The sequence below is a fragment of the Pseudomonas sp. NPDC087804 genome, assembly GCF_044742965.1.
Lineage (GTDB): Bacteria > Pseudomonadota > Gammaproteobacteria > Pseudomonadales > Pseudomonadaceae > Aquipseudomonas > Aquipseudomonas rustica.
This window is the reverse complement of record NZ_JBIUVN010000001.1, coordinates 1,337,358-1,362,884: the sequence shown is the minus strand read 5'-3', so window position 1 is coordinate 1,362,884 and position 25,527 is coordinate 1,337,358. Positions and strand designations below refer to the sequence as shown.

The 25,527-nt window shown below is 59.3% G+C and carries 24 protein-coding genes; 15 read left to right on the top strand and 9 right to left on the bottom strand.

What is annotated here, in order from left to right:
• Positions 1 to 113 precede the first annotated feature (113 nt).
• The 3 genes from ACIOMO_RS05975 to ACIOMO_RS05965 all read left to right on the top strand — a co-directional run bounded on the left by ACIOMO_RS05975 (position 114) and on the right by ACIOMO_RS05965 (position 4,508).
• Positions 114 to 1,730: a murein L,D-transpeptidase gene (locus ACIOMO_RS05975; RefSeq protein WP_401238963.1), complete on the top strand. Its 1,617-nt coding sequence runs from the start codon at positions 114 to 116 to the stop codon at positions 1,728 to 1,730.
• A gap of 184 nt (positions 1,731 to 1,914) precedes the next feature.
• Positions 1,915 to 2,823 carry a glutaminase B gene (gene glsB / locus ACIOMO_RS05970; protein ID WP_401238960.1) on the top strand — a complete coding sequence of 303 codons (909 nt, stop codon included), beginning with the start codon at positions 1,915 to 1,917 and terminating at the stop codon, positions 2,821 to 2,823.
• Between the two features lie 182 nt (positions 2,824 to 3,005).
• Positions 3,006 to 4,508, top strand: coding sequence for an aldehyde dehydrogenase family protein (locus ACIOMO_RS05965; RefSeq protein WP_401238957.1), 1,503 nt, complete (start codon positions 3,006 to 3,008; stop codon positions 4,506 to 4,508).
• Positions 4,509 to 4,625: 117 nt separating this feature from the next.
• On the opposite strand, the gene ACIOMO_RS05960 is transcribed toward ACIOMO_RS05965, so the two are convergent.
• Positions 4,626 to 5,285 carry a carbonic anhydrase gene (locus ACIOMO_RS05960; RefSeq protein WP_401238954.1) on the bottom strand — a complete coding sequence of 220 codons (660 nt, stop codon included), beginning with the start codon at positions 5,283 to 5,285 and terminating at the stop codon, positions 4,626 to 4,628.
• A 60-nt stretch (positions 5,286 to 5,345) separates the two neighbouring features.
• Positions 5,346 to 5,813: a cyanase gene (gene cynS, locus ACIOMO_RS05955; RefSeq protein WP_401238951.1), complete on the bottom strand. Its 468-nt coding sequence runs from the start codon at positions 5,811 to 5,813 to the stop codon at positions 5,346 to 5,348.
• A gap of 120 nt (positions 5,814 to 5,933) precedes the next feature.
• Here cynS and cynR point away from each other — a divergent pair, with 120 nt between their 5' ends.
• Positions 5,934 to 6,821 (top strand): transcriptional regulator CynR, encoded by an 888-nt coding sequence (gene cynR, locus ACIOMO_RS05950; protein WP_401238948.1) that lies wholly within the window; start codon positions 5,934 to 5,936, stop codon positions 6,819 to 6,821.
• A 231-nt stretch (positions 6,822 to 7,052) separates the two neighbouring features.
• Here the strand turns inward: cynR and ACIOMO_RS05945 are convergent, their stop codons facing one another.
• The 3 genes from ACIOMO_RS05945 to ACIOMO_RS05935 all read right to left on the bottom strand — a co-directional run bounded on the left by ACIOMO_RS05945 (position 7,053) and on the right by ACIOMO_RS05935 (position 10,489).
• Positions 7,053 to 7,382: a hypothetical protein gene (locus ACIOMO_RS05945; protein WP_212545945.1), complete on the bottom strand. Its 330-nt coding sequence runs from the start codon at positions 7,380 to 7,382 to the stop codon at positions 7,053 to 7,055.
• Positions 7,383 to 7,891: 509 nt separating this feature from the next.
• Positions 7,892 to 8,395, bottom strand: a complete 504-nt coding sequence (locus ACIOMO_RS05940; protein WP_401238944.1) for a GNAT family N-acetyltransferase — start codon at positions 8,393 to 8,395, stop codon at positions 7,892 to 7,894.
• 174 nt (positions 8,396 to 8,569) lie between these two features.
• Positions 8,570 to 10,489: a DNA topoisomerase III gene (locus ACIOMO_RS05935; protein ID WP_401238941.1), complete on the bottom strand. Its 1,920-nt coding sequence runs from the start codon at positions 10,487 to 10,489 to the stop codon at positions 8,570 to 8,572.
• Positions 10,490 to 10,869: 380 nt separating this feature from the next.
• On the opposite strand from ACIOMO_RS05935, the gene ACIOMO_RS05930 reads away from it, so the two are divergent.
• A complete protein-coding gene (locus ACIOMO_RS05930) occupies positions 10,870 to 11,238 on the top strand; it encodes a DUF427 domain-containing protein (RefSeq protein WP_159815188.1) in 369 nt (122 codons plus the stop codon).
• Here the strand turns inward: ACIOMO_RS05930 and ACIOMO_RS05925 are convergent.
• From ACIOMO_RS05925 to ACIOMO_RS05915, 3 genes are all read right to left on the bottom strand, one after another.
• Positions 11,235 to 13,448, bottom strand: coding sequence for a C1 family peptidase (locus ACIOMO_RS05925; RefSeq protein ID WP_401238939.1), 2,214 nt, complete (start codon positions 13,446 to 13,448; stop codon positions 11,235 to 11,237). The two genes, ACIOMO_RS05930 and ACIOMO_RS05925, sit on opposite strands and share 4 nt — an antisense overlap.
• Before the next feature lie 292 nt (positions 13,449 to 13,740).
• Complete coding sequence (locus ACIOMO_RS05920) at positions 13,741 to 15,363, bottom strand: MFS transporter (RefSeq protein ID WP_053121012.1); 1,623 nt, start codon at positions 15,361 to 15,363, stop codon at positions 13,741 to 13,743.
• A gap of 159 nt (positions 15,364 to 15,522) precedes the next feature.
• Complete coding sequence (locus ACIOMO_RS05915; protein ID WP_401238936.1) at positions 15,523 to 17,169, bottom strand: GMC family oxidoreductase; 1,647 nt, start codon at positions 17,167 to 17,169, stop codon at positions 15,523 to 15,525.
• A gap of 133 nt (positions 17,170 to 17,302) precedes the next feature.
• Between ACIOMO_RS05915 and ACIOMO_RS05910 the strand changes: the two genes are divergently transcribed.
• The 7 genes from ACIOMO_RS05910 (at position 17,303) to dapF (ending at position 22,482) form a co-directional block, all read left to right on the top strand.
• Entirely contained in the window at positions 17,303 to 18,190 is an 888-nt protein-coding gene (locus tag ACIOMO_RS05910; RefSeq protein WP_212545940.1) for a LysR family transcriptional regulator, read from the top strand.
• Positions 18,191 to 18,328: 138 nt separating this feature from the next.
• Positions 18,329 to 18,676, top strand: a complete 348-nt coding sequence (locus ACIOMO_RS05905) for a metalloregulator ArsR/SmtB family transcription factor (protein ID WP_159815183.1) — start codon at positions 18,329 to 18,331, stop codon at positions 18,674 to 18,676.
• Positions 18,677 to 18,696: 20 nt separating this feature from the next.
• Entirely contained in the window at positions 18,697 to 19,167 is a 471-nt protein-coding gene (locus ACIOMO_RS05900) for an arsenate reductase ArsC (protein WP_401238932.1), read from the top strand.
• 9 nt (positions 19,168 to 19,176) lie between these two features.
• Complete coding sequence (gene arsH / locus ACIOMO_RS05895) at positions 19,177 to 19,875, top strand: arsenical resistance protein ArsH (protein WP_401238930.1); 699 nt, start codon at positions 19,177 to 19,179, stop codon at positions 19,873 to 19,875.
• 115 nt (positions 19,876 to 19,990) lie between these two features.
• Entirely contained in the window at positions 19,991 to 21,253 is a 1,263-nt protein-coding gene (locus ACIOMO_RS05890) for an MFS transporter (RefSeq protein WP_401238927.1), read from the top strand.
• 155 nt (positions 21,254 to 21,408) lie between these two features.
• On the top strand, positions 21,409 to 21,624 hold the full coding sequence (locus ACIOMO_RS05885) for a DUF4287 domain-containing protein (protein WP_401238925.1): 216 nt from the start codon (positions 21,409 to 21,411) through the stop codon (positions 21,622 to 21,624).
• Between the two features lie 42 nt (positions 21,625 to 21,666).
• Entirely contained in the window at positions 21,667 to 22,482 is an 816-nt protein-coding gene (gene dapF, locus ACIOMO_RS05880; RefSeq protein WP_401238923.1) for a diaminopimelate epimerase, read from the top strand.
• A 110-nt stretch (positions 22,483 to 22,592) separates the two neighbouring features.
• Here dapF and ACIOMO_RS05875 read toward each other — a convergent pair whose 3' ends face one another.
• Positions 22,593 to 23,066: a GNAT family N-acetyltransferase gene (locus tag ACIOMO_RS05875; protein WP_401238920.1), complete on the bottom strand. Its 474-nt coding sequence runs from the start codon at positions 23,064 to 23,066 to the stop codon at positions 22,593 to 22,595.
• Positions 23,067 to 23,434: 368 nt separating this feature from the next.
• Here ACIOMO_RS05875 and ACIOMO_RS05870 point away from each other — a divergent pair, with 368 nt between their 5' ends.
• The 3 genes from ACIOMO_RS05870 to ACIOMO_RS05860 all read left to right on the top strand — a co-directional run bounded on the left by ACIOMO_RS05870 (position 23,435) and on the right by ACIOMO_RS05860 (position 25,426).
• On the top strand, positions 23,435 to 24,034 hold the full coding sequence (locus ACIOMO_RS05870; RefSeq protein ID WP_401238918.1) for a hypothetical protein: 600 nt from the start codon (positions 23,435 to 23,437) through the stop codon (positions 24,032 to 24,034).
• A gap of 61 nt (positions 24,035 to 24,095) precedes the next feature.
• Entirely contained in the window at positions 24,096 to 24,629 is a 534-nt protein-coding gene (locus ACIOMO_RS05865; RefSeq protein ID WP_401238916.1) for a GNAT family N-acetyltransferase, read from the top strand.
• Between the two features lie 437 nt (positions 24,630 to 25,066).
• Complete coding sequence (locus ACIOMO_RS05860) at positions 25,067 to 25,426, top strand: DUF6124 family protein (protein ID WP_401238913.1); 360 nt, start codon at positions 25,067 to 25,069, stop codon at positions 25,424 to 25,426.
• Positions 25,427 to 25,527 lie beyond the last annotated feature (101 nt).

Here is a 25,527-nt window from a genome sequence, read left to right as displayed (position 1 = left end):
TGGCTCCTGACTCCCAGTCATAACCGCCACGCCCGAAGATCGAGCCTGACTGTTCAGCACACCTGTTGTAAGGTTGACCGTCATCTGGACGGCCATGGATTGGAGTAAAGCAGTTGTTCAAAAAGTACGCATGCTACTTGAGCATTTGTTTGCTCGCTGCGCCGTTTGTCGCTTGTGCCGATGAGCCGCTGCCGCCCTTGCAGACGCTGCCGACGCCACCGGCCGAGTTGCCGGTCGAACCGCAGAGTCCGTTGCAGGCTGTTTTGATCAGTCTGCCGCAGGCCTGTCCGGCGATTGCTGCGCGTCTGAGCGTGGCGGCGTTGACCCAGTTGCAGGCGTTCTATGAACAGCAGGACTGGATGCCAGTGTGGGCCAGCGAATCCGGACGTTTGCAGGCTTTGCAGGCGCAATTGCCGCTGTTGGCCGACGATGGCCTGAATCCAAAGCGCTATCCGGTGGCGAGCATTCCTCCGCAGGATGGCGAACTCTGCGCCGACATCGACATCAGCCGCTACTACTTGCAAGCCCTGCAGGATCTGCATTACGGAAGCCTGTTGCAGTCGCACTTCGAGCCGCTGTGGCATGCCGATGACACCCCGCGTGACCGTCAGGCGGAATTGTTCGCGATTGCCGTGCCGGGCATGCAGGACATTCCCGGCGCCTTCGATCGCGCGCGTCCACACCTCGCGCAATATCAGAGCCTGCGTCACCTCTACGCCGCACAACGTCTCAAGGCTTTGCCGCAATGGCAATCGGTCGGTAATGGGCCGTTGCTGCGTCCGGACATGGAAGACAAACGCGTGCCGGAACTGGCGCAGCGTCTGTACAGCGAAGGCTATCTGGCCCACGCCGGCAGCACGCCGGGCAACGCTTACGAGGGTGTGCTGGTCGAGGCGGTGAAAAGTTTTCAGGCCAATCATTCGTTGCAGGCAGACGGCGTGGTCGGGCCGGGGACAATTGCCGAACTCAACATCAGTCCGCTGACGCGCCGCGAACAGCTGCGGGTCAACCTCGAACGTTTCCGCTGGATGGCGCAGGACATGGAACCGGATGGGTTGCTGGTCAACGTCGCCGCTGCCGAATTAACCCTGTATCAGGGCGGCCAACCGGTGTGGCAGACCCGTACCCAGGTCGGACGCGCCGAGCGGCAGACACCGCTGCTGAAATCTCGCGTCACGCGCCTGACCCTCAACCCGACCTGGACGGTGCCGCCGACCATCTGGAAAGAAGACAAACTGCCGGCGATTCGCAAGGATCAGACTTTCCTCAGCCGTCAGAATCTGCAAGTGCTCGATGCCAACGGCCAGCCTTTGGCTGCGGCGGATGTGGACTGGGACAATCCCGGTAACATCCTTTTGCGTCAGGACGCCGGCCCGCGCAATCCGCTGGGGCAGATGGTCATTCGTTTTCCCAATCCGTTCTCGGTGTACTTGCATGACACGCCGAGCAAGGCGCTGTTCGACAAGGGGCCGCGTGCGTTCAGCTCGGGTTGCGTGCGGGTCGAGCACCCAATGCAACTGCGGGATTTGTTGCTGAGCCCGGCGGAAAAGGCCCGTACCGAAACGCTGTTGGCGACCGGGACGACTCACGAATTTCGTCTGTCTGCACCGGTGCCGATCCTGATGACTTACTGGACGGCGCAAGTCGGCAGCGACGGCCACGTGCGCTATGCGCCGGACATCTACAGCCGCGACAGCGCCTTGCTCGCCGGCCTCGATCGCGCACACTGACTCAACAATTTCCCCTGTAGGAGCTGCCGAAGGCTGCGATCTCTTGATCTTGTCTTTTAAAGGCAACATCAAAAGATCGCAGCCTGCGGCAGCTCCTACACGGGCAACTGTGATCTGATTTGCTCGCGCAGCGTCTAGCCCCAGTGTCCCCGCAATCCCATGGGGCGAGACTTCGGAACCCGGCATGCAAGCGCTGTTGAACGAGATCCTTGACGCTGTCCGTCCTCTGATCGGACAGGGCAAGGTGGCTGACTACATTCCCGCCCTCGGCACCGTGCCGGCCAATCAATTGGGCATCGCCGTGTACGGCAACGACGGCGAAATGTACTGCGCCGGCGACGCCGAAACGCCGTTCTCGGTGCAGAGTATTTCCAAGGTGTTCAGCCTGGTGCAGGCCATCGAACATTCCGGCGAAGCGATCTGGGAACGCCTCGGCCACGAGCCGTCGGGCCAGCCCTTCAACTCGCTGGTGCAGCTGGAATTCGAACGCGGCCGCCCGCGCAACCCGTTCATCAATGCCGGTGCGCTGGTGATCTGCGACATCAACCAGTCACGCTTCGCCGCGCCGACCCTGTCGATGCGCGACTTCGTGCGGCGCCTGTCGGGCAACCCGCAGATCATGATCGACGGCAAAGTCGCCGAGTCCGAATACCAGCACCGCGCGCGCAATGCGGCGATGGCGTATCTGATGCAATCGTTCGGCAACTTTCACAACGACGTCGAGGCAGTGCTGCGCAGTTACTTCAGCCACTGCGCACTGCGGATGAATTGCATCGATCTGGCGCGGGCGTTTTGCTTTTTGGCCAACGACGGTTTTTGTAAACACAGCGGCGAGCAGATTCTCGCGCGGCGGCAGACTCAGCAGGTCAACTCGATCATGGCCACCAGTGGGCTGTATGACGAGGCGGGGAATTTTGCTTATCGCGTGGGTTTGCCGGGCAAGAGCGGCGTCGGTGGCGGGATTGTCGCAGTGGTGCCGGGGCAGTTCACCGTGTGCGTGTGGTCGCCGGAGCTGAATGCTGCGGGTAACTCGCTGGCGGGGATGGCAGCGCTGGAGATGCTTAGCGCCAGAATTGGCTGGTCAGTGTTCTAACCCAAACACCTCAATCTGTAGGAGCAAAGCTTGCTCGCGAAAGCGTCCTGACATTCAACAAACCCGTTGCCTGACAAGCCGTCTTCGCGAGCAAGCTCTGCTCCTACAAGGGTTTTGTGTTGCCTGTTGGGAGGGTGTTCCTATACATTTTCCGGCCGCTCCCTGCATGGTGAATCCGCTTCATGTCTCTTGCACTCGAACGTCTCGTCGCTGGCACCCCGATCCCTTTCGCTGGCAACCGCGTCACCGTGGTCAGCCCCGAACTGGCCGCGCGGTTTCAGCCCGGAGACCACCTGCTGGTCGAGCAGGTGAGTGGCGAGTTGCTGTTGATTCCCGTGGTTGATCAACAAGCCGCCTCGGTGGCGATCGAACGCGCGGCCTCGGCTTTCATTGCGTTGTCGGCAGTCTCTGATGAAGCCATCAGCCAGTTTTTCGACCTGTTCGCACAGCGTCTGGAAACCGCAGAGTGCTGGGCGCAGATCGAAGCGGCGAACCTGGCCGACATTGAACGTGCCAAGTCCCGCGGCCGTTCCACCACCCGATTGCTCGCCGACGAACGCATGCGCCGCGACATGATCGCCGGCCTGCGCGCCTGGCGTGATGCCGCCGCGACGCGCGGCAAAGTCATCAGCAGCGTCGAGCACGACGGCTGGAAAGTTGAGCAAGTGGTCTCACCGCTGGGCATCGTCGCGTTTGTCTTTGAAGGACGGCCGAACGTGTTCGCCGACGCAGCCGGCGTATTGCGCACCGGCAACACCGCCGTGCTGCGTATTGGCAGCGATGCCTTGGGCACCGCGCAAGCCATCGTCACCCACGCCTTGAATCCAGCGCTGGCCGAGGCAGGTTTGCCGGCCGGTGCGGTGTCGTTGGTGGAAAGCGTCAACCACGCCGCCGGTTGGGCGATGTTTGCCGATCGGCGTTTGTCGCTGGCCGTGGCGCGCGGCTCGGGCCGTGCGGTGAGTCAACTGGGTAGCATCGCCCAGCAGGCCGGCACCGCCGTCAGCCTGCACGGTACGGGCGGGGCGTGGCTGATTGCCGATCGCGACGCCGACGCCAAACGCTTCGCCGCGGTGGTGCGTAATTCACTGGATCGCAAAGTGTGCAACACGCTGAACGTCTGCCTGATCCAGCGTGAGCGTGCGGCAGAACTGGTGCCGTTGTTTCTTGATGCGCTGCAGCAGGCCGGCACCGCACGCGGTCAGGGCTGCAAATTGCACATCGTCGAGGGCAGTGAAAGTTACCTGCCGAGTGAATGGCAGAACGCGACGGTCGAGGTGTATCGCGCCGAGGGTTATCAGACTGAAGCCTTGGCTGAACCGCTGGCGCAATCGGCATTGGGCCGCGAGTGGGAATGGGAAGAAACCCCGGAAGTCAGCCTGATGATCGTTGACGATCTGGATCAGGCGATTGCGCTGTTCAACCGCTATAGCCCGCAGTTTACGGTGTCGTTGATCAGTGAAGATGCGGCGGTTCAAGAGCGTTTTTACAACGCGGTGAATGCGCCGTTTGTGGGCAATGGCATCACCCGTTGGGTCGATGGGCAGTACGCGCTGAACAAGCCGGAACTGGGGCTTTCGAACTGGGAGAGTGGGCGCTTGTTCGCACGCAGCGCGATTCTTTCGGGGGATGGCGTGTTCACGGTGCGCAGCCGCATGAGCCAGATCGACCTGAGCGTAAAACGCTAACCCGCATCGACACGATTCGCCTCCTGTAGGCGCTGCCGAAGGCTGCGATCTTTTGATCTTGTTTTTTAAGATCAAGATCAAAAGATCGCAGCCTTCGGCAGCTCCTACAGGGGTGTTTCAGGCTGCGTCAGCGCTGTTTGCGTAAACCGCACACGTCGCCGGCTGTTCCGCCAACGGCACAAACGTGCGCCGATCCGACGACAGCGCATCGATCGATCCCGTCTCGATGTCGTACACCCAGCCATGCAGATTCAGCAGGCCTTTCTCCTGGGCCAGGCGCACGCTCGGGTGCGTCTGAATATTCGCCAGTTGCGCGATCACATTTTCGCGCACCATCGAACTCAACTTCGCCGCATCACTGGCATGCGCTCGCGCTTCATTCACCACTTTCGCCGACTCGGCATGCTGCAACCAGCCGCTGACGGCGGGCAGGTGATCCATGCATTTGCACTGGGCGATCGCGGTCATCGCGCCGCAATCCGAATGCCCGCAAATCACAATGTCGGTCACACCGAGCACGGCAACCGCGTATTCCACCGTGGCCGAAACCCCGCCCGGATGCGGGCTGTAGGACGGCACGATATTGCCGGCATTACGCATCACAAACAGCTCGCCGGGCTCTTGCTGGGTCAGCAGTTCCGGCACGACTCGGCTGTCGGAACAGGTGATGAACAAGGTGCCGGGCTGTTGGGTGGTCGCCAGGTGTTTGAACAGTTCGCTGCGTTGCGGAAAGGCTTCGTGCTGGAATTTCAAGAAACCGTCGATCAGGGCTTTCATGTGCGTGTCCTCTTCAGGGGCGATCGGATGGCCCGCACGCGGGGTGCGGGCCGGGGCAGATCAGAACGGACGCAGCGGCAGGAATTTGCCGTCGAGGGTAACCACGGCGCGAGAACCGCCTTCCGGGTCTTCGACTTTTTTGATGTCGAGTTTGAAGTTGATTGCGCTGATGATGCCGTCGCCGAACTGCTCGTGAACCAGTGCTTTCAGAGTGGTGCCGTAGATCTGGATCATCTCGTGGAAACGGTAGATGGTCGGGTCGGTCGACACACCACTGAGGCTGCCACGCAGCGGGATGATTTGCAGCGATGCAATCGCATCGGCGTCCAGTTCCAGTTTGTCGCCGACGACCTGAGCAGCATTTTCCGGTAGCGGATGCTGGCCGAGCAGGGCAGCGGTGACGTAGGCCAGGCTCAGACCAGTGCCGTCGGCAAGATCCTGCCATGAGAGATTTTTGCGCGCCTTGATGTCGAGAATGCGGGTGGTCAGGGCCAGGCTTGCGTCGTTGTAGGCGTGGGACTGTTGCATGGTGTCACTCCTTTCAGGGTTGGCTTGCTGTGTGGGAGCAATCTTCTGCCGATTGATCCATAGCGTCCAAGACCGATATACAATGCTTCGCATAAGCCCTGCCTATAGATGGTGTGCCCCATGCTGCTGCGACATTTGCGATACCTGCTGGCCGTTGCCGATCACGGCGGCTTTACCCGTGCGGCCGAGTCGCTGCACGTGTCGCAGCCGACGTTGTCGCAGCAAATCCGCCAGTTGGAAGAAACCCTTGGCGTGACGCTGTTTGATCGGACGTCGCGCACAGTCAAACCCACCGATGCCGGCGAGGCTTACATCGAATGCGCGCGGCGGGTGTTGGTTGAGCTGGAGGCGGGGCAGCGCGCGTTGCATGACGTGAAGGATCTGTCGCGCGGCAGCTTGCGCCTGGCGATGACGCCGACGTTTATGGCGTATCTGGTCGGGCCGTTGGTGCGCGACTTTACGGCGCGGTATCCGGGGATTCATCTGCAGATTTTCGAATTGTCGATGGACGACATCGAGGCGGGATTGGCGGATGACTCGCTGGACATTGCGATCGCATTTACGCCGGTGCGCAGTCCGGACATAGAGTGCATTCCGGCATTTACTGAGACGTTGGGGGTTATGGTCGGGCGTGAGCATCCGCTGTATGAGAGCACTGCGGTGCTGGCGCCGGATGACATTGCGCAGCTGGATTTCGCGTTGCTGGCGTCGGATTTCATCACGCGGTTATCGGTGGATGAGTATTTTCGTCAGCACGGGATTACGCCCAAAGTGCGGATTGAGGTGAATTCGGTGAGTACGTTGCTGGAAGTGGTTCGGCATTCACCGATGGCGACGATGTTGCCGGAGGCGATTGCCACGGAGGATCGAGCGCTACGCCGGTTGCGGGTGGCGAGTGAGGCGCCGCAGCGTGGCGCGGCGTTGTTGCGGCGACGGAATAATTATCACAGTGCGGCGGCGGTGGCGTTTGTTGAAATGGTGTTGGAGCGGGAGATGCCCTCACCCTAACCCTCTCCCGGAGGGAGAGGGGACTGACCGAGGTGTTTGTGCAAGTTACGCCGACCTGAAAATGCTGTGCCGAACTCATATTTTGAAAGCACCACAAATCGGCTCCCTCTCCCTCGGGAGAGGGCTGGGGTGAGGGGCTACAATTCCAGTCAAGCCATATCAATAAAGCGAACAAAAAAGCGCCCGCTTCTTTATAAGGAAGCAGGCCCTTTCAATTATTAAAGTAGTGAATCAGCAGAACCGATCAATCACCCGAACTTCGTTCTTGTTCTGCATCGAGTCCCACGCCTGTTTCAGCGTTTGCAGAACATTACCGATGAAGTCCCGATCGGCCGCGGCTTTCTTGCCGACATAGCCGTGGCCGCGGCGGTACATCTTCAGGCGGGCCAGCAGGTTCTGGTTGTTCTGGTCGAACTCGTCTTCACCAGCGTGGGGCGCCAGGCAGTCGATATGCACCTGACCCGATTTGCTGATCCACAGAATGTGGCTGTCGTGGCTGTCTTTTTGCGCAGCGAACATACGAGCCAGTTCTTCGATAGTAGGTTGATTGTTCAGATTCATAATGTTGCCCCTTGACCAGTCTGGTTATCTTTCAAAGTTGATTCGCTAATACAGGTAGCCCATCGGTTAGTTGATCCCTGGCACCGAAACCAGGACGTCAGCGCTCGCCCGTTGAAATGCGGGGTCGTGCATCTGTTGCATGTAGTCGTGTTGAATAACTGCTACGCAATAGCGTCACAACGAGGAGAAGCAGCGAAAACCGGGAGGCTCCTTGCCGACCTGTGCACCGTCGACCACAAGCGTCTTGAGAATTTTCGCCAGCGCTTCTCGTCCTTGTACTGGACGTTCAGGCCAGGTCAGCTTCTTCAATCTGCCTTGTGGGCAGCGTGTATCCGGAAAAAACAACTCGGCGGTCAGACGAGTTTGCTCAAGCGTGTTACCGATGTTCCCGATCGGGGAACGTCTTCATCATGCAAAAGCAAAACGACGCCGTCAACAGTTATGTAGTGATTATTTTTGCTCACTACATATTGTCGGACAAAGCTGTTTTGGAATGAGAAAGGATCCGTTCAAACAACGGAAAAAGGTGCGTGCAGAACGTAAAAGGTGCACGGGTAACCGTCAACTTCACCCTGCTGTCGGGTGAATTCGCCGCCGCTCAATCGAGGGATGAGCCCGGCCCAGAAGCGTTGTGCGGGCAGGTTGGCGTCTATATGGAAAATTTGCCATTGCCCGGGGATCCGTCTCAAGAGGGTGGAGACGACAAACTGGGCGACACCTTGGCCACGCCAGCGTCGGGCGAGGAAGAAATAGCTGATGTTGTATTCGGTGTCGGGGAGGTGGGTCTGGTTGTCGACGATGATGAAACCGGCTAGTTCGTCGTCGACGTGGATCAGGAAGGGTTGGGTGGCGGGGTGGCGCCAGTAGCTTTCTTCGAGTTGGTTGGGGAAAAAGCCGTGGTGGGCGAGTTTTAGCGGGAGCCATTCGCTGAGATCGTGCAGGTAGAACTGCATGAGATTGTTGACGGTGTCGAGGTCGTCGCGTTGGGCGGGGTGGAGGGTGATGGTGGGCATGGCGTCAGCTCTCGGCAATGGCTTCCCATCAGTGTGGACTCAGACCCCTGTGGCGAGGGGATTTATCCCCGATGGAGTGCGCAGCAGTCCCCAGCTTTTTCAAAGTCAAAAGAGGGGCTGCTTCGCAACCCATCGGGGATAAATCCCCTCGCCACAAGGTCGCGGCAAATCAGTTTATTTGGCTGTGCGCTTAGCCGGGCTGCGGGTGGATTTGCGCTTTTTCTTCCACGGTGTCGCCGCTTTGCCGGTCGGCGGTGGGCCGCTGATGGTCAGGCTCAGCGCGGAGCAGCGTGTCACTTGCTTGCTCATCCACGCCGCTTGTTTGGTGACGAATTCTTCCAGACTCATCTCGCCGCTTTGCACCATGTCCAGCGCCTGTTCCCAGATCGCCGTGGTGCCGGGGTCGGCAATCGCGCGGGGCACGGCGTCGATCAGGCTGAACGCGGCGGGTGTGGCGGCCAGCGCCTTGCCGTTCTTCACCAGATAACCACGATCGAGCAATCCTTGAATGATCGATGCGCGAGTGGCCTCGGTGCCAATCCCGGTGGTGTCCTTGAGTTTCTGCTTGAGCAGCGGATCTTCCACCAGTTTGGCGACATTCTTCATCGCCTTGATCAGATCGCCTTCGGTGTAAGGCTTGGGCGGCTGCGTCCACAGATCTTTGAACTTCACGTCGGCCACCGCGCACTCAACACCTTGGCTCAGCGCTGGCAGGGTTTGCGGTGCTGGCGCCTCGCGTCCCTTGGCCGGTGCGAGCGCCTCAGGCAATGCGCGCTTCCAGCCCGGCTCGATAATCTGCTTGCCCACCGCGCGCAGCGCTTCACCGGCGCAATCGAAGTCGGCCTGAGTGCGATCGTATTCGTGGTTGGGCAGGAACTGCGCCAGATAGCGCGCGCGAATCAGCGTGTAGACCGCGCGATGTTTGCCGGTCAGGCGCTCAAGGTTCTTCGCTGCTGCTGTGGGAATGATGCCGTGGTGAGCGCTGACCTTGGCGTCGTTCCACGCCCGCGACTTGCGCTGAGGCTCGAGAAAGCCGTTCAACGCTTCAAGGCTCGGGTCGGCCTGGCGTAACGCCGCAAGAATCCCCGGCGCCTCGCTGTGCTGACTCAGCGGCAGGTAACCGCAATCACTGCGCGGGTAGGTGACGACTTTGTAGGTTTCGTAGAGTGCCTGGGCGATGTCGAGGGTTTCCTGCGCGCCGAGGCCGAGTTTCTTCGAGCAGACTTCTTGCAACGTGCCGAGATCGAAGGGCAGGGGTGCTACTTCGCGCATACGTTCGGTGCGCAGTTTGACCACTCGGGCAGTCGCCGCATTGCCGATGGCCGCCGCCGCTTGCTGAGCCAGCGCTTGATTGAGGCAACGATACTGATCATCACAAGCATCCGACGGCGCCCGCCACTGCGCGGTGAACGGCGTGCCGTTGTGCAGCAGATCCACGTCGATCGCCCAGAACGGCACCGGCACAAAATCGGCGATGCTGCGGTCGCGATCCACCACCAGACGCAGGGTCGGTGTCTGCACGCGGCCGACCGGCAATACGCCTTGATAACCCGACTGACGCCCCAGCAGCGTGAACAGCCGACTCATGTTCATGCCGATCAGCCAATCTGCCCGCGATCGCCCCAGCGCCGAGTGATACAGGCTGAAGGTTTCGGCACCCGGTTTCAGCGCGGCGAGCGCCTTGCGGATCGATGCTTCGTCCAGCGCCGACAGCCACAAGCGCCGAATCGGCCCGCGATAGCGGCAGTGCTCGACCAGTTCGCGGGCGATCATTTCGCCCTCACGGTCGGCATCGGTGGCGATGATCAGCTCGCTGGCCTCGCCGAGCAGACGCTTCACCGCTTTGTACTGGCTGGCGGTGCGCGGCTTGACAGTCATCTTCCATTTTTCCGGAATGATCGGCAGATCGGCCAGCACCCAGCGTTTATAGCGCGCGTCGTAGGCATCCGGCGGCGCGGTTTCCAGCAGATGGCCGATGCACCAGGTCACTGTGACGTCCGTTCCCAGCCAGCAGCCGTCGCCCCGGCGCTTGGCACCGAGTACGGCCGCAATGTCTTTGGCCTGGGAAGGTTTTTCACAGAGGTACAGCCGCATAACCACCATCGTTGATCGTTGTTCTGGAGGTGCACAGGATGGCTTTTGTTGCGCTGGGGGGCAACTTTTATCTGTATGGATATACAGATAAAAAGTGTTGCGGGGTCTGTTGGCCCTCACCCTAGCCCTCTCCCAAAGGGAGAGGGGACTGATTGGGGGATATTGGGGAAGTACACCGACTTGAATGATCGGTTGGGAATCCATAATCGACACAGCACATCCAGGTCGGCGCATGACGCCAGACACCTCAGTCTGCTCCCTCTACCCCTGGGAGAGGGCTGGGGTGAGGGGCTCTTGCCGTTCGGCTGTCCACCACCCGCAAACACATCACTTGGGCTATACCTGAACCGGTCTCTTCGCAGTCCTCAGGAGAAACCTCCATGAAAACCTCCGGCCCCAGCCCTGTCATCAACCTCGAACAACTCGTCGGTTGCCTGCTGGTGAAATTCCACGGCATCCAGGTCGCCGCTTCCTCACACGTGCTGATCCTCAACGAAGCCAATTACCCGCCGGTCTATTACGTCCCCCGCGAAGACATCGACGAAAAATATTTCGCCCGCACTGACCACACCAGTTATTGCCCGTACAAGGGCGACGCCAGTTATTTCAGTCTGCAAATCCCCGGACACGAAGGCGCCAACGCCGTGTGGACATACGAAAACCCCAAAGTCTCGGTCGCGCCGATCCGCGATTACGTGGCGTTCTACCCCGATCAAGTGAAGTTCGAAGTGATCAAGGCCGAGCCCTAGTAGTTCAGGTCGATAAACGGCTGATCCAGTTTCGCATCGGGGCCGAGCCGCAGAATCGTCTTCAGCGTGGTGGTCATCGCGTTCAAGTCATTATCAAAACCACCGTGCGAGGTGTCTGCTTTAGTGCCCGGCCCATAGGTCATTTTCACGTCGTTGTAGAGGTGCAGGGTTTTCGCCGACTCTGCACTTAAGCCGTTGCCGGTCAGGGCAAAACCTGTGGGGATTTTGTTGCCCCAGTAGAAATTGTTCCATTGCACGGTCATGTCCTGCGCGGCGATGTTCCACTCGCACAAATCAGGTTTGCTGAAGTCCTGATACGCGCCGTCGAGACTCTTGGCCATGCCGAGCAACGGCATGCGCTGCAATTCTTCATAGGAGCGCGACACCAGATAGAGCAGCGACTTGTGATAGACACCGATGACGTTGTCATCCTGCTCGCGGTTGTCCGACATCATGTGCAGGTGGAAGTCCTTGCGCTTGAGGCCGCCGCCCTCGATGACTTTGCGGAAGGTCGAGTTGGCGAAGTCGAGCGTGCAGGCTGGCGCGAGCAGCGTTGAAGTCGCAATCGTCAGGCCTCTCGCCCAGAGCAACTGGATCAGGTGGCCATTAATCAGCGAGCCGGCGGAGTGGCCGATCAGGTGCAATTCGATCTCGTTGGCGCCGACATCCGCCGTGAATTTTTTCAGATTGTCGGCCGTTTCAATCAGCCCGCGCGGGGTGAATCCGGCCACCGACGCGGCCTCGGCGTTCTGCTTCATCTGGCTCCACTGATCGCCACCGAGTTTTTTCGTGGCCATTTCCACGGTGCGATCCAGACCTTCGGTGGCTTTGTCCTTGATCACTTTGAACACGTCGCCCAAGCCCCCTGAATCTGGAAACAGGCCGGGCAGGGCGTCTTTGACGATGTCGGTCAATGTCTCCAGCACCCCGGTGCGCCAAGTGATGAACAGCGGATAGACGCCGTTTTCGAGGAAGTACGGCGCCATCGCGCAGATGCGTTTGATCGAATCCTGCTCCGAGTTGAGCCCGCCGTGGGCGTAGATCGCGATGCGCAGAATTTTCGGTTTTTGCCCGGCGGGGAGTTTGTCGAACCAGGCTTTGGGCGATTCGCGGACGATGCGCGCAACGGCGGCGCGCACGTTTTCCACATCGGTCAAGCGTGGGCCGATGCTGCCGTTGTTTTCCATGACGATGGTCAGCCCGTAAGCCTGATCGTTGGTCAGCGCGGCCGGGCCTTTGCGGGCGGCTGTCGGTGCTTCAGCGGAGAACAGCGAGACGCCTTCACGCTTGGCGCTGGAGGTCGGCAAGGCATCACGGAACACCGATTCTCCCTGCGCTTTATCGAGCCGCGCATTGCGCGAAATCGCGCCGTGTCTGATCGGCACGCCAAGTCCCACGGCCCAGGCATCGGTGCCGTTGGCCAGCCAGTCCTCGTAGGTGAGAATTGCAAAACCCGAGTAACCCCAATCGGTCGACCAGGAGTTCTGCACGATAAAACCATCATGGGTGTAGCCGATCAACGCGAAGGCGTGGCCGCCCTGAGGCTTGGCGTTCCATTTGATCACCGGCAACTGCGCCGTGCTCTGGAAGGCTTTGGTGTTGGCCTTGGGTTTCAGCGCCCAACCGGAATGGACATTGGCCGACACGTACAGCGCGCCGGTTTCGTAGAGCGCCGCCATCATCGACGTGATGTCGTCTTTTTCCACACGGTAATAAACCCCGAGCGGGCGAGTGACGGCGTCTTCCGCCCAGTTCGGCGCGGGGGCTTCAAAGTCCGGCACCGAGCCGTCGGCGGCGACGGTGTAGGGCCACAGACTTTTCTCGCAGACGCCGTGCTTGTGCCAGCCCTTGAGCGCGCCACGGCAACTGGAACCGGCGTAATCCTCGCCAGGCCATTCGTCGTAGAGCTTGGCCAAATGGTAGAGCTGGCGCGGGCTGGTTTTCACCGAATCACGATCGCGGCGCCACAGCAAATAGTTGATCACGGCGGACAGGCCGAACCCGGTGCAGGCGCCTTCCTTGCCTTGGTACAGCACCATTTCGCGGCCGAGATAATCGGCCAGTTGGCTGCTGACTTCAGTGTCTGCCGGGAACGAGGCGGGCAGTGATTGCACGCGCGCGGTGAAGATCCGGTCGCGCAGGTCGAGGCGATCAGGACGGGCGTCGAGGGTGATGGTGGTTTGCGCGAGGGCGAAGCGGGAGGCGGGCATGATGGAGTGCTCGATTCGACCCCACGTCACCAACGCAGTCCTGCGCCGCAGGGATTAAAAAGGGTGAGGGTTATCGTAGACGAGATTTGGCGGGTGGGCGCGAAACGCGATGGCCGAGCTGAGCCCCTGTGGTGAGGGGATTCATCCCCGATGGGTTGCGAAGCAGCCCCAATGCCTTCAACTCGGTGTGTCAGGTACACCTTGGTTGCAGGTTTTGGGGGCGCTTCGCACCCCATCGGGGATAAATCCCCTCGCCACAGGTTTTCTTTCAACTGGGAAATAATGGGTGGGGTTAGTTCTTATCGAGGTCGATGTTTTTGGTCTCACGCAAAAAGATCATCCCCACCACCAGGCTCACGCCGGTAATCAACACCGGGTACCACAGCCCATAAAAAATATCCCCGGTGTACACCACCAACGCAAACGACACCGTTGGCAGAAATCCGCCGAACCAGCCGTTGCCAATGTGGTACGGCAGCGACATCGAGGTGTAGCGAATCCGCGTCGGGAACAGTTCAACCATCAGCGCCGCCAGCGGCCCGTAGCACATGGCCGAAATAATGATCAGCGCCACGATCAGCGCGACAATCATCGGCTTGTTGATCTGTTGCGCATCGGCCTGTTGCGGGTAGCCGGCGAGGGTGATCGCGCCGCGCAAAGCGGCTTCGTCGTAGCCGTCGAGCTTCACGTCACCGACGCTGATTTGTATCGCACTGCCAGCCGGCGCAGCGACGCTGGAGTAGGGCAGGCCTTGCTTGACCAGGAAGGTTTTCGCCTTGTCGCACGGACTGTCGAATTTCGCCTTGCCGACCGGATCGAACTGGAAAGTGCAGGTCGCCGGATCCGCCATCACCGTGATCGGCGCCTGACGGCTGGCCTGATCGATGGCCGGGTTGGCGTAGTGCGCCAGCGATTTGAAGATCGGGAAGTACAGCGCCGTCGCCAGCAGCAGGCCGAGCATCAGCACCGGTTTGCGTCCGACCTTGTCCGACAGCCAGCCGAAAATGATGAAGAACGGTGCACCGATCACCACGCTGATAATCAGCAAGGTGTTGGCCACCGCCGGATCCATTTTCAGGAACTGGGTGAGGAAGAACAGCACGTAGAACTGCGCCGCGTAGAAGGTCACCGCTTGCCCGGCGTTGATGCTGAACAGCGCGATCAACACGACTTTGAGGTTTTCCCATTTACCAAAGGATTCGCGGATCGGCGCCTTGGAGGTTTTGCCTTCTTCTTTCATTTTCAGATAGGCCGGCGACTCGTGCAGGCTCAGGCGAATCCAGGTGGAAATGCCCAGCAGCACGATCGACAGCAGGAACGGAATGCGCCAGCCCCACACTTCAAACTGATCGCCAGTGAAGTAGCGGCAACCGAGCACGACGAGCAACGACAGCAACAGGCCGAGGGTCGCGGTGGACTGAATCCAGCTGGTGTGGAAACCGCGTTTGCCGATCGGCGCGTGTTCCGCCACGTAGGTCGCCGCGCCGCCGTATTCACCGCCGAGCGCCAGGCCCTGAAGCATGCGCAGCACCACCAGAATGATCGGCGCGGCGATGCCGATGCTGGCGTAGGTCGGCAGCAGGCCGACGCAGAACGTCGCCACGCCCATCAAAATGATCGTCGCGAGGAAGGTGTATTTGCGCCCGATCATGTCTCCCAACCGACCGAACACCAGCGCCCCGAACGGCCGCACGATAAAGCCTGCGGCGAACGCCATCAGCGCAAAGATGAACGCCGTGGTGTCGTTGACCCCGGCGAAAAACTGCTTGCTGATCACCGCCGCGAGGGCGCCGTAGAGGAAGAAGTCATACCACTCGAACACCGTCCCCAGTGATGAAGCGAAGATGACTTTTTGTGTGTCGTTGCTGGTTGTGGCGCTGCTCGCAGCGGCCAGCGGCTGAGCGTGTTCTGACATATCGGTATCCCTCACAGTGATTGTTTTTGTTGTTCCACTGATGCTCGATGTCCATGAATCAAACGCATATCCCTGTAGGAGCTGCCGCAGGCTGCGATCTTTTGATCCGGTTTTGATTTCAAAAATTCAAAGTCAAAAGATCGCAGCCTTCGGCAGCTCCTACAGGGTTTGGGCCAGTTCCGGTTTTGCGGTGCTGCTCCTGGTGTTGGGGTTGAGAATGAGTTGTGCCGCTTTCTCGGCAATCATCAGCGTAGGCGAACAGGTGTTGCCCGAGGTGATGCGCGGCATGATCGAGGCGTCAGCGATGCGCAATCCGGGCACACCGTGCACGCGTAACTGCGCATCGACCACCGAATCACCGTCGTTACCCATCCGACACGTGCCGACCGGGTGGAAAATCGTCGTGCCGATCGTCGCCGCTGCCTGATGCAATTCCTCTTCACTTTGCAAACTCGCGCCGGGCAAATATTCCACCGGTTTGAACGCTTGCAAGGCAGGGGCGCTGACGATGCGCCGGGTCAGCCGAATCGCATCCGCCGCCACACGCAAATCCTCTGGATGACTAAGGTAGTTGGGTTGAATCAGCGGCGCTTCCTGCGGATCCGCCGAACGAATGTCGATGCGCCCACGACTCTGCGGACGCAAATCGCAGACAGAAGCGGTAAACGCGGGAAAGCTGTGCAACGGCTCGCCAAAGCGCTCCAGCGACAACGGTTGCACGTGATATTCCAGATTCGCCGAGGTCTGCTCCGGCCCCGAACGCGCAAACGCGCCCAACTGACTCGGCGCCATCGACAGCGGCCCACTGCGGTCATACAAATAACGCAGGCCCATGCCCATCTTGCCCCACACACTGCCGGCGATCTGGTTCAGCGTGCGCGCGTTTTCCAGCTTGTAGATCAGGCGCAATTGCAGGTGATCCTGCAGATTGCCGCCGACGCCCGGCAACTCATGAATCACGCCGATACCAAGGCGTTCCAGCAGCGGTCGCGGGCCAATCCCGGAGCGCTGCAAAATGCTCGGTGAACCGACCGATCCCGCGCACAACACGATCTCTTTGCGCGCCTTGAACTGTTTGACCTGACCTTCATGCCGCGCACTGACTTTTGAGGCGCGACCGTTCTCCAGCAGGACACGATCCACCTCAACCCCGGTCAGCACCGTCAGGTTCGCCCGGTCGCGTACCGGTTTCAGAAACGCCTTCGCCGCGTTCCAGCGCACGCCGGATTTCTGATTGACCTGAAAGTAGCCGCAACCCTCGTTGTCGCCCTGATTGAAGTCATCGATGCTGGCGATGCCGCTCTGTTCCGCCGCACTGCGAAACGCATCGAGAATCGGCCACGACAAGCGCTGTTGTTCGACCCGCCATTCGCCTTTGGCACCGTGAAAATCAGCGGCGCCGGCAAAGTGGTTTTCGCTCTGTTTGAACAGCGGCAGCACGTCGTTCCAGGCCCAGCCCGGATTGCCCTCGGCCGCCCAGCCGTCGTAATCATTGGCCTGGCCGCGCATGTAGATCATGCCGTTGATCGACGAGCAGCCGCCCAGCACTTTGCCGCGCGGATAGCTCAGCGCGCGGCCATTGAGGCCGGCTTGTTGTTCGGTTTTGAAGCACCAGTCGGTGCGCGGATTACCGATGCAGAACAGGTAACCCACAGGAATGTGAATCCACGCATAGTTGTCGCGTCCGCCGGCTTCGAGCAGCAACACGCGCTGCTGCGGATCGGCCGACAGCCGATTGGCCAGCAAGCACCCGGCGGGGCCGGCGCCGACCACGATGTAGTCGAATTCATCGAGGGAAGTCTGCATTCCCTGACCTCACTTATTGTTTTTGTTGTCGGACACTCTAGTTGTTAGCTTTCGTCAAAAGAATGTTAGTTTTTGCGCAGCCGCTGTGCGTTTTTAAACAGCCTCACTAGACAATAGCCGACAAGGACACAGCATGTTCGACTGGAACGACCTGCGGTTTTTTCTCGAACTGCAACGCAGCGGCCGCCTGCTCACCGCCGCCCGGCGCCTCAACACCACCCACGCCACCGTCGCCCGCCACATTGAAGCCATCGAAAAAAGCCTCGGCACTGCGTTGTTTGTCCAGCACGCGCAAGGTTATGAAATGACCCCGGCGGGGGAGGCGCTGCTCAAGCATGCGGAGGCGATGGAGAACGTGGCGTTGCTGGCGCAGGAAGAGATCACTCAATCGACGGCGCCGCTGGGCAAGATTCGCGTTGGCGTGACTGAGGGGCTCGGCATCAAATTCCTCGCCAGCCGCATGATCGGCTTGTTCGAGCGCTATCCGGGACTGGAAGTGGAACTGGTCGCCGTGCCGCGTTTTGTCAGCATTCTCAATCGCGAGGCGGAGATCAGTATTCATCTGGAACGGCCGGCGGCGGACATGCTGGTCACGCGCAAACTCACCGATTATCGATTGGCGCTTTATGCCAGCCAAAGCTACCTCGACAAAGCGCCGCCATTGAACAGCCGTGAGGATTTGGGCCGGCATGCGTGGATCGGTTATGTCGACGATTTGCTGTTCAGCCAGGAACTGATGTTCCTCAACAGCTTCTGCCGCAGCCCACGGGTGGTGTTTCATAGCACCAGCGTCATCGCCCAGCAGGAAGCGGCGCGGTCGGGGTTGGGGATTGCGGTGTTGCCTTGCTACATGGCGGCGTCGGATCCTGATCTTGTGCCGTTACTCCCGGATGAGAGCATCGAGCGCAGCTACTGGATCAGCACACGGCGGGAGCTGCACAAGTCGGTGCGGCTGCGGGTGGTTTGGGACTATGTGGTGGGGTTGTGTGAGGCGGAGCAGGGGTTGTTGCTTAACCTGTGAAGATCAAAAGATCGCAGCCGTCGGCAGCTCCTACAGAGATCGGTGTAGGAGCTGCCGAAGGCTGCGATCTTTTGATCTGGGTTGATTAATATATGGAAATCCGTATATTCGGCCTTCCATATGTATCGAGCCCGCCCGATGATCAGCCCCACCGAAGTCTTCAAAAGCCTGGCCGATGAAACCCGTGTCCGCGCCATTCTGCTGATCGCCAATCAAGGTGAGCTCTGCGTCTGCGAGCTGATGTGTGCGCTCGATGACAGCCAGCCAAAAATCAGCCGCCACCTCGCGCAACTGCGCAGCAACGGTCTGTTGCTCGATCGCCGGCAGGGCCAATGGGTCTATTACCGCCTCAATCCGGATCTGCCAGCGTGGATTGGCGACATCCTGCAAGTGACGGCCAAGGCCAACACCGAGTGGCTCAAGGACAACGCCGCACGCCTGCACAACATGGATGGCCGTCCCGTGCGCGACGCCGCGTGCTGCTGAATCTTCTACCGGAGCAACCCATGCGAATCCTGTTTATGTGCACGGCCAACAGCTGCCGCAGCATCCTCTCAGAAGCCCTGTTCAATCACCTGGCACCCGCCGGATTCGTAGCCGTCAGCGCTGGCAGTTTCCCGAAAGGGCAGGTGCTGCCGCGCAGTCTGACCACGCTGCAACAGGCCGGCATCGCCATCGACGGCCTGCACAGCAAAGGCAACGACGCCTTCGAAGATAACCCGCCCGACATCGTCATCACCGTCTGCTACAAAGCTGCCGGCGAGACCTGTCCGGTGTACTTCGGCCCGGCCCTCAAAACCCATTGGGGACTGGAAGATCCGTCCGAAGTGAACGGCGACGAAGCCGCGATCAACGCCGCTTTCCACGCCACCCTCGCGCGCATCGAACTGCGCTGCCAAGCCTTCCTCGAATTGCCCTTCGCCCGACTCCGCCGCGAGCAACTGCAACGCGAGCTCGACCGCATCGGCGCGCTCTAAGGAGAACCCATGTCCGACCATTTGCCTAACCTCGACCCAAGCCTGTTCGACGACGTCAAACCCTCGACCCCAGGCGAACACAAACCGCGCATCCTGCTGCTCTACGGCTCGACCCGCGAGCGCTCCTTCAGCCGCTTGCTGGTCGAAGAGGCCGCACGCCTGCTCGAACACTTCGGCGCCGAAACACGCATCTTCAATCCTTCCGGTTTGCCGTTGCCCGATGACGTCCCCGTCGATCATCCGAAAGTACAAGAACTGCGCGAGCTGGTGCTGTGGTCGGAAGGGCAGGTGTGGTGCTCGCCGGAACGTCACGGCGCCATGTCTGCCGTGTTCAAGGCGCAGATCGACTGGATCCCGCTGGAACTCGGCGCCGTGCGCCCGACCCAAGGCAAAACCCTCGCGGTGATGCAAGTCTGCGGCGGTTCGCAGTCGTTCAACGTGGTTAACCAATTGCGCGTGTTGGGCCGCTGGATGCGCATGTTCACCATCCCCAACCAATCCTCGGTGCCGAAGGCCTACATGGAATTCGACGACGCCGGGCGAATGAAACCTTCACCGTTCTACGACCGCGTCGTCGATGTGATGGAAGAACTGGTGAAATTCACGCTGTTGCTGCGTGGCCAACAAACGCATCTGGTCGACCGCTATTCCGAACGCAAAGAAAGCGCCGAGCAACTCATGAATCGCGTGAATCAGCGTTCGATCTAAGCGCCCGGCCGGCTGAACGCAGCCGGCCCATGCAACTAAGTTCTCGCGCCACAGGTCACTCACTCAGCGGAGGTTGATTCAATTCCCACGACCTCGAACATTGAAGACGCTGCCCGTGGCCACACACCTCGATCGTCGCAATAACCTGTCGCTCGACAGCCTCAACTTTTTCCTCGCGGACGTGCGCGACGGGCTCGGCCCTTATTTGGCGATTTACCTGCTGGCGGTGCATCACTGGGATCCGGCGAGCATCGGACTGGTCATGACCATCGCCGGCATCGCCGCGCTCGTCACGCAAACGCCGGCGGGTGCGCTGGTCGATAACACCCGGCGCAAACGGGCGATCATTGCGATTGCGGCGCTGCTGGTGACCGGCAGTTGTCTGCTGCTGCCGTTCGTGACGTCCTTCAGTCTGGTCGCATTGACCCAAGCCCTTAGCGCCGTCGCCGCCTCGATTTTTGCGCCGGCCATTTCCGCGATCACCCTCGGCATTACCGGCCCGCGCGCCTTCACCCGCCGCACCGGGCGCAACGAAACCTTCAACCACGCCGGCAACGCCTGCGCGGCATTGTTGGCCGGGGTGTTCGCCTACCTGTTCGGCCCGGTCGCGGTGTTCTATCTGATGGCGGCGATGGCGATTGCCAGCGTCATCGCCGTCTCTTTCGTTTCGCCCAAAGCCATCGACCACGACGTCGCGCGGGGCCTCGATCCCGGCGGGGTAGGGCACGGCACACAACCCTCGGGACTGACGGTCTTGCTCAAGAACAGACCGCTGTTGTTGTTCGCCATCTGCTGCGCGTTGTTCCACTTGGCGAACGCGGCGATGCTGCCGCTGGTGAGCCAAAAACTCGCGCAAGCCAATTTGCAGATGGCCACACCGTTGACCTCTGCCTGCATCGTCGCGGCGCAATTGGTCATGGTGCCGGTCGCGTTGCTGGTCGGGGCCAAGGCCGATGTCTGGGGACGCAAACCGCTGCTGCTCGCTGGCTTCTTGATTTTGCCGTTGCGCGGCGTGCTTTACATCTTGTCCGACGACCCTTATTGGCTGGTTGCGGTGCAATTGCTCGACGGCATCGGCGCGGGGATTTTCGGCGCGCTATTTCCGGTGGTGGTGAAGGATCTGACGTTGGGTACCGGGCACTTCAATGTCAGTCTGGGGGCGCTGTCGACCGTGTTTGGATTGGGCGCGGCGTTGAGTAATAGCCTGGCGGGGTTTGTGGTTCAGGCGGCGGGGTACAGTGCGGCGTTTTTGACGTTGGCGGGGGTGGCGGCGGTGGCGTTGGTGTTGTTGTGGGTGGCGTTTCCGGAGACGTTGCAGCGTTCAATGGTTGAAATGAATGATCGGCAAAATGAGAGGCCTCCAGCTACTGTGCCTTGAAGATCAAAAGATCGCAGCCTTCGGCAGCTCCTACATTGATCGTGTGTAGGCGCTGCCGAAGGCTGCGATCTTTTGATTCTGGCGGCCTGAAAGCGCCAGAATCAGGTAGATTCTTCGGCAGCTTTATTGATGAATATTCACAGGGAGGCACCACCATGAGCGAAGACAACAAAGTAAAAGGCCCGGCGTCCTACTTCCCTTCCATCGAAAAGAACTACGGTCAGCCCATCGACCACTGGCTCAACCTGCTCGCCGGCCACACCGACAAAAAGCACATGGAACTGGTCGACTGGCTCAAGACCGAACACGGCATGGGCCACGGCCACGCCAACGCACTGGTCGCGCATCATCTGGCCAACAGCAAAAAATGAGGGCAGTCCTCATTCACACGACACACAGCCAAGGCGCCACCGATGCCGCTCAGCTTCCATAAAATGCACGCCAACGGCGACGACTTCATCCTCGTCGACGCCCGTCACAGCGCCAACCCGATCACCGGCGCAATCGCCCAGCGACTGGGCGACCGCCACCGAGGCATCGGCTTCAACCAACTCGCCGTGCTGCTCGACTGTGCGGACGCCGATGCCCGACTGGAATTCTGGAACGCCGATGGTTCGGTGCTTGATGTCTGCGGCAGCGCAACCCGTGGCGCTGCCGACCGATTGATGCGCGAGGCCAGCCGAAAATCGATCACCCTGCGCACAACGCGCGGCCTGCTCAATTGCGAACGCACATCCAGCGGATTGATCTCGGTTGATATGGGTGAGCCGCTTTTTCACTGGATGGACATTCCGCTGGCCGAGGAACACGACACGCTTGCATTGCCAATGCCTGGCAATCCGGTCGCGTGCAGCATGGGCAATCCGCATTGCACGTATTTCATTGACGACCTCAGTGGCCTCGACATTGCCGCGCTTGGCCCGGCGATTGAAAGCAATCCATTGTTTCCTCGCAAAACCAATGTGCACTTCGTGCAAGTGATTGATCGTCAGCACATTCGCTTACGCATCTGGGAGCGTAACGGCGGCATTCCGCTCGGCTCCGGTTCATGCGCCTGCGGTGCCGCCGTCAATGGCATCCGCAAAGGCCTGCTCGATCACAACGTCGAAGTCGAATGCGACGGCGGTAGCGTTTACGTCCAATGGAGCGGCAAAGGCAACGTCACCCTAAGCGGCCCGGTAGAACCGATCTACTCCGGCACAATTCCGGATGGCCAACTAAAACCCTAAAGCTGCTGCGAAATTGCTGCTTATGCTGGTCGGCCAAACGACGCGGGGGAACACCCTTTGATTATGGGCGAGGTCGTTGACACTTAAGAGCTCTGATCCAACCCGAGCATTCATGTGCCGCGCTTTAGGTTTTTCTGCATGAATGCATTCTGAAGCGTTATACCCCTACGGATCGGAAATCCTCGTCGCACTACATGAAAACCATGCAATTCAAAGAACGGTTCAGCAGTCATGCTTACATCTGACGTGAGTTCGTCAATGCCAAGAAACCTGGCTTCTTCATGAATTCGGTTCATGAGTAAGGTGCCTATTCCTTTCCGAGGATGAGTACCCGACACGAAAAAGTGGTCGATGTAACCGTTCGGTTGAAGGTCGGCATAGCCCACTATTTTTCCGTCTGACTCGGCAACGAACGGGCGAAGATTTCGAAGGTGCTCCGCCCATAGCGCCTGATCAAGATCAGCAGGGGCCCAAGCATCTATTTGATCGACAGTGTAATCGCGTGACGCGATTGTATGAATTGCAGAGTAAAAAACTTGGAACAACGCAATCTCATCCCCGATTCTGAACTTGCGAATCTCCATAGTTTACTCGTGAGGCGTCCGCGAAAAACGAGGAGTCTGCCATACCTGGAAAAAATCGGAAATAAACGATCTCAGGTTCCATAGGAACGAGTGAGTGGTCGCTTTGGATCGCTCTCTACCAGTCATGACCACGCAGCGTGATGGTCAAATAGAATGCAAATGATTGGTCAGATCGAATGCAAATGGTTGGGCAAGTCGGTGCAGTTATTAAGTTGCCAATGGCTGCGATTTTTGATCCTGAACACGATCCCCTGTAGGAGCGAGCCTGCTCGCTATGACGTCGTTTCGGTCAATAGATAAAATCGTGAGTGGCCTAAAACGGCAAAACATCTATCGTTCCAAACGATCCACCCATGTAGTGAGAAAAAATGGACACACTCAACGACAGGAAGCTCGCACCAGAAGTGCATAAGGCGTGGCAATCGCTCACAAACCATATGCTCAACACCCAATCAGTGCACCGTGTCGAACATCTGTTTTCAAAGAGTCACACGACCACCGTACCGCCGAGCGCAGGCGTTTACGCATTCTGGTGGGTTGGATGCCGCGATCAACTAATGCGCGCGAATCGGCATATCATTCTGAAGTGCCCCGGTGGTTCTGACGTCGATGTGCATTACCACGATTGGTGGCCGACTGATGCACCGTACCCTTGTTTATATGTTGGTAAGGCGACCAATTTACGGCGTCGGCTGGGGCAGCATCTTTTGCGCGCGTCCGCTGGCCGCGCGCACCCACCCTTAACAGGGAACAATAAGGCGAAGCCTCGAACGTCCTCATGCCAGTTACGATTTGGCATCGAGCACGTTTTCCCACGTGAAGACGCTCCCCTGACATTGATAAACAACAACGTCGGTTTTTCCTGGTGCGATGAGTTTCCGGATAACGCAGTCGCCGAGCGTTTCTTTGCCGAAGACAGGCTTGTCGGGCATCTTCGTCCGTGGTTCAACATTGACTCAGAGCGTTGACACTATACGACTGCCCTTCTTTAAAAGGCTTGATGAGTCTGTTTTTATAAAGGATAGATTTATGTCAACTACCCCCTCGCGCTTGAATTACAGACAACCCCGGCACGCAGATCTGCCTGCTGTATTCGCGGTTTTCGGCGATCCGCAGACTAACCTGTTCAATCCGGCCGGGCCTATATCCAGCGTCGAACAAGCTCAAGCGCTGCTTGACCGCTGGCTTGATCATTGGGCCAGTGATGGCTATGGCTGGTGGGTCATCAGCAGGATCGACGCCCCTGATCGCATACTGGGGTTTGCGGGCATCGCGGCTCATGACTATCTCGGTAAACGGGTAATAAACCTCGGATATCGCTTCGCCGTCGAGGCATGGGGGCACGGTTATGCGACAGAGGCTGCTCAAGCGGCATTGATCCATGCATTTGAAAACCTTTGTTTGCCAGAGGTCTTTGGACTGGTCAGGCCTGATCATGAAGCGTCAATCAGGGTTCTGGAGAAAATAGGAATGCGCCGCTTCGGTGTGCTGGACGATGTGCCGGGCCAAGCACCGAGCGTGGTGTTTAGGGTTCAACGAACACTGTCTATATCTCGCCAATGATCCATTAGGTGTAGTTGCCGAAGAAACTGCGTCGAGAGTAAGGATCAGTGACGTTTATCAATTGGATCATTCCCCGTTTAAACGGAAAAAGCGCGCCTGTTTAACCGAAGCCTGCGGTAACCAGGTATGCCCTACAACGCCTTGCGCCTTTGCCTACGACTAAGCCAGAATCGCCCGGCTTGTGCGTCTGGCGCTCACTCCGTACCTTGATTCCTGTCACTGCTCATCAGTGAACGGGTCTGCAAGCCCGCCGGAAAATCAGACGCATAGCCCTGCCAAAGGACGCGTGATCGTGTCCACTCAATGGCGGCTTTGTGCGGGAGACCTTCGGGTCTGCCGGGTTCCTGGTTTCCCGGTCTTGCAGACCCGCGCATAGCTGCCACCCATCATCTGCAAGTGATGCCGGTAGCTCCTAGTGAACAATCAGGAGTTTCACCATGTTCAAAGTAACCCCCAACCCTCCCGCAACCGACACCACATCCCCCTACGAATCCCTCGACTCGAAAAAACTCCACGAAGCCGCCGAACGCGCCCTCGACCACTACCTCGGCCCCGCCGACATCATGGCCACCACCAACGAACCCGAATCCATGTTCCTCGCCAACCCGGCGTACGACACCGAATCCCTGCTGGCCAACGCCAGCGAATCCCTCGGCAGCGCCACCACCATGCTCAACGACTTCGCAGCCGTGCTGAACACCTCGCATCGCAAGACATTGCTCGGCATCGCTCAGGTCGTGATGCTCGGTGAACTGGCCGTCAACCAAGCGCTGGACAACGTCGAAATCGCTAAATAGCCAGCCATCCGGTCGAGGAGGAAACCCTCCTCGACACACGGTGTCTCACGGTGGCTGGCACAGGGCCACGCCTTGCGCCCCCCGGCCTCGACTGTCACCCT